A 4,042-nucleotide genomic window follows, 5' to 3' on the forward strand; every position below is an offset into this window, starting at 1 on the left:
GGAGCGTCTTGTCCTTGTGGGTGTCACCTTTGACGACGAGCACGCGCCCCGTCTGGGAGCGCACGACGCCGGAGATCGCGCCCGCGGCCAGAGCCAGGGCGAGATGCCAGTGGGACAAGGCCCGCGCCGGTGGACGCAGCGACTGCTGCGCGGTCCCCAAGTGCGTGTCCAGCGACGGCCAAAGGCCTTGCAGCCGGCCAACCTCGTCGGCGAACTGTTCGGGCTCCATCGTCACGCGGAAGAAATGCTCCGGCTCGGCCGGACTGGCGGGGACGATGTACGGCAGGAACGGCCATTCGCTCGGCAGTTCCTCGGCTTCGACTTCGCCAAGCCCAACCTGCAGCAGCAGATTGCGCACGGCCTTGACGCCATCGGGTGCCAGCTCCCGCTGACGGACCCGCCGGCCGAAGATCACCACCTGCTTGAACTGCGTCTCCACCGCTCGGTAGATCCGCAGGTCGGCGCAGTGGCGCGTCAGCCAGCCGACCAACTCCGCGTCGAGCACGTAGCCGGGGACGATGAAGACCAGCACGCCGCCGTACTGCAACAGCGACAGGCTGCGCTGATAGAACAGCTTTTCGAGACGGGCACGGCCTTGGCCCTGGTAGCCGATGTTGCCGTTGGCGTCCTTGGACAGGTCACCATAAGGTGGGTTGAGCCAGAGCAGACCGAAGGACTGTTTGGAGACCATCGTGTCCATCAGGTCCGCGTGCAGGCAGTGATTGACCAGGCCGCGGGCATGGCGCGCCCGCTCCGCGTCGAACTCGACGGCGAACGCTTTGGCCTGCTCGCGCCCGAGGGCATGGGCAGCTTCGGCGATCGCCACGCCTTCGCCGGCGCAGGGATCGAGGATGCACATCGGCCCATCGCTGGGCATCAGTGCGTTGAGGGCTCTTTCGAGCGTGGGTTCGTCCGTGGGGAAGTACCCGTTCTTCACGAAATTGCGGGCGAGCCGCGGGAACATGAGGGCCATGGAAGTCTCCTGGTTGGCGGGGAGGAATGGCGGAAGCACGCCAAGGCGTGCTTCCGAGGGGGTCAAGCCGCTACCGCTTCCGGCGTCCAGATCTCGGCCGGATAGGGATAGGCGGTGAGCACGTCACTGCGGATCAGGGAGCCCAGCGCCAGGGTCAGCGCCGGCACGTCGATGGCGAGCCGATGGCCTTCCAATGGCCCGAGGGCGAACGGAAGACGGGCCAGCATCTCGCGGGTTTGCAGCAGTTCCAGCACGGTCTCGCGCCAGCGATCGAGCAGTGGCAGCGGGCATGTGTCCCGCACCAGCGTCCACAGGCGGTCGAGCCGGTGGGCGCTGTCGCGTGGCAGCAATGCCAGTGCGCTGGCGTTGGCCTTGTCGGGCTTGACGCAGCGCCGGTCGAACAGCCACACGTTGGACAGCGAACCGAACAGCGTTCGCCGGTAAGCGCGCGTGATGCGCTTTTCCAGGCGATCGACGTTGCCGATGAATACCGGGACGCTGCCGCCCTGGTCGGTGATGACGTGGAACTGGTCCAGTCCCTGCTCGTCGCGCCCGAGGGTCAGGCGAGCAAGGAACTGCTGGACGGCGGTGTCCCGCGCCCAGATGGACAGGAAGATCAGGTTGCCCTGGTCATCGCCGACGCAGGCGTCGGCCATCACGTCCGGGCATTCGTCGATGCGGTACAGCGTGGAAGAAGTGTTTGCGGGCATGGTGGTGTCCTCGGATGAACGGGAACAGCACCGCCCGCTGGGGCAAGTACTGCCCCAGGGGGTGGAAGAAAACCGCTCAGTCCGGCTCGAACTGTTGGGTGTGCGGATTGAAGTGAAGCGCCTCGTCCACCGCGGTGATCGGCGTGAAGCCGTCCAGGTAGATGTTGTTGAGGTACTGGTCGCGGTAGGTCAGCGCCTGCCGTGCCTGTTCCTCGGTGAGGCCGTTGCTGATGAAGTACTCCAGCATTTCCTCGTCGGAGGAAACTTCGTCGTTGGACAAACTCCCTTCAAGGAGCTTCAACAGCGAGGGAGGGAGTGCAGCCAGGATCGGGTCCATGTCGGTTCCTCCTGGCTCAGGCCATCAGCGCTGCGGCGGGTGCCGCAGGTGCCGTGGGTGTGCGCCGCCGCGCGTGGTAGGCGCGAACGCCTGCACGCCAGTCGGCGGACTGCTCCGGTGCGAGGTCCAGATAGGACAGCGGGCACGAGTAATAGTACGGATGCATGGACTCTTCCAGCGGCTTGTAGCCCCACTGGTTGCCGCTGCGTTCCAGCAGATCGCAGCGGATGTAGCGCAGGGACTGGCCCGGCGCGAGATCACGATGCACACCTTCGACCTTGGCGGTCAGTTCGACCACGGACCACAGCACGTTGCCGCGCAATGCGTGAGCGATAACCTTCGCGCTGACGCGCTCGGTCTGCTGTGGTGCGATCAGTTCCGCGATCAGTTCAGACCGCGATTGGGGAGAGAAATACCAGCCCATGAGAGGCCTCCTCGAAAAGTTGAGCTGGAGGCCTCCCCGTGGGGAAGAACCCCCAGTGGGTGATGGAATGCCGCAGGTGCAGCGAAGGAAAACCTATGCCTTGGCCTTAGTCCCAGTCGTCATCGTCGCGATCACAACCGGCCGGGCAGCAGCCGAACTCGATCCCATGCGAGCAATAGCCATGCTCCGCATTCCAGTCCTGGGTTTCCTGCCGTTCGGCAGGTGTTGCGTAGTCCCATTCCTGGGCCGCGATTTCGAGAGCCTGAGCACGTTGCTCATCCGGCAAACGATTGGCCTGTGCGTCGATCGCCGAACTGAAGAGCGTCACGTAGTGGTCGTAGGACAAGCCGCAACCGCGCTGGGCGTGTGCGGCGGCCGCCTTGCAGAGTTCCCGCCACGCGGGTTCATCCAACGTTGAACGCGGGGTATCGCAAGCGATGGTGAACATAATGGGGACCTCCAGAAAATGGCCAGGGCCTCCCCCGCATGGGGAAGGAACCCCGGCAGGTGGATGAAGAACACCGCGCATGCGGCGTCTGCTCACGCAGCTTGTGGTTCGGCCTGGCGGCTCCACTCCTGCGTCTTGAAGTCCAGCGCGTAGCCCAGCTCGCCCAGGCGGGCGATCTGCGCGCGCAGGGTGCGGCGGTCGATGGTCGAATCCAGTTTCACGGACTCGCCCAGCGGCCAGAGCAAGCTGAACAGCGCGGCGTCGCCATCTTCGGTACTGCAGGGAGCAGTTGCCGCAGCGGGCGTCGGCGCATCCACGCCGAAGGGCGTGGTATCGACCAGCGGGTCCGCGGACGCCTGCACGGGTGCGGGCTTGGCAGGCCTGGATGCCTTGGCGGGCTTGGCCGGCGTTGCCGCAGGCTGCGCCCCTTGCTCTTCATCGAGCGGATCGACGTCCTGGGTGGCGAAGCTGCGGGCTTCGTCGCGGCTCAGTTTGTCGATGCCATTGAGCGTCATCCCGTCGAGGCTGGCGCGGATCTCGAACCGCATGCCGCCCCCGACCGGGTAGGACTTCGGAAAGATGTAGCGGATCACAAACTCCCCGTCGTATTTCCCTTCGGGGTACTGCTCCAGTTCCGGGTCTTTGACCTCGAACGTACCGAGGTGCGTCGCGAGGCGGCCGACCGTGAACGGGCCGTTCTTGCCGCGAATGGTGCGCAGCGTGAGCTGGCCGGGGACGACGATGGGCGCGACCGATTTCTCGGGTGCCGGTGTGGCTGCCATGATGGTTCTCCTTGAAGAATAGGAAAAAGCAAGGCCCCGTGAGGGGCCATGCCGGATCAGAACGAAGCAGCCAATGCCGGCTCCTGCTCCTCGACTTGCGCCTCGGGCTCGCGCTCGGCGGGCTCGGCAGGCTGGTCTGCAGCGGGGTCGGCAGCAGTGTCGATGGCTTCGTCGGCTTCGGACGCGGATGCGTCTTCGGCCGGCGACGCCTCGGCTTGCGCCTGGCTCGTCGGATAGACCTGGGTACCGTCGATCTTGATGAGACCGATGTGGACCAGCGTCGATTCCAGGCTTGCGGCCGGTTCCCCGGCGTGCTCGCCCTTGGTGCGGATGTACGGATCGATCTTCATGTCGTTCAGACGGAAGGC

7 protein-coding genes are annotated in these 4,042 nt (G+C 65.4%); all 7 read right to left on the bottom strand.

The window, feature by feature from the left end; all coding sequences use genetic code 11:
* On the bottom strand, positions 1 to 973 hold a 973-nt coding region (locus Q0654_RS18505), incomplete at its 3' end, for a DUF6094 domain-containing protein (RefSeq protein WP_298856469.1).
* Positions 974 to 1,035: 62 nt separating this feature from the next.
* The gene (locus Q0654_RS18510) at positions 1,036 to 1,683 is read right to left on the bottom strand and encodes a hypothetical protein (RefSeq protein ID WP_298856471.1); all 648 of its coding nucleotides are present in this window, start codon (positions 1,681 to 1,683) and stop codon (positions 1,036 to 1,038) included.
* A 76-nt stretch (positions 1,684 to 1,759) separates the two neighbouring features.
* Entirely contained in the window at positions 1,760 to 2,020 is a 261-nt protein-coding gene (locus tag Q0654_RS18515) for a hypothetical protein (RefSeq protein WP_298856473.1), read from the bottom strand.
* Between the two features lie 16 nt (positions 2,021 to 2,036).
* Positions 2,037 to 2,444 (bottom strand): hypothetical protein, encoded by a 408-nt coding sequence (locus tag Q0654_RS18520; RefSeq protein ID WP_298856475.1) that lies wholly within the window; start codon positions 2,442 to 2,444, stop codon positions 2,037 to 2,039.
* A gap of 106 nt (positions 2,445 to 2,550) precedes the next feature.
* Positions 2,551 to 2,892, bottom strand: coding sequence for a hypothetical protein (locus Q0654_RS18525; protein ID WP_023108442.1), 342 nt, complete (start codon positions 2,890 to 2,892; stop codon positions 2,551 to 2,553).
* Between the two features lie 92 nt (positions 2,893 to 2,984).
* The gene (locus Q0654_RS18530; RefSeq protein ID WP_298856476.1) at positions 2,985 to 3,674 is read right to left on the bottom strand and encodes a DUF3275 family protein; all 690 of its coding nucleotides are present in this window, start codon (positions 3,672 to 3,674) and stop codon (positions 2,985 to 2,987) included.
* Between the two features lie 56 nt (positions 3,675 to 3,730).
* Positions 3,731 to 4,042: DUF3577 domain-containing protein (locus Q0654_RS18535; protein ID WP_298856478.1), on the bottom strand; the 312-nt coding region annotated here is incomplete at its 5' end.

The organism is uncultured Aquimonas sp., from assembly GCF_937888285.1.
Taxonomy (GTDB): Bacteria; Pseudomonadota; Gammaproteobacteria; order Xanthomonadales; family Xanthomonadaceae; genus Aquimonas.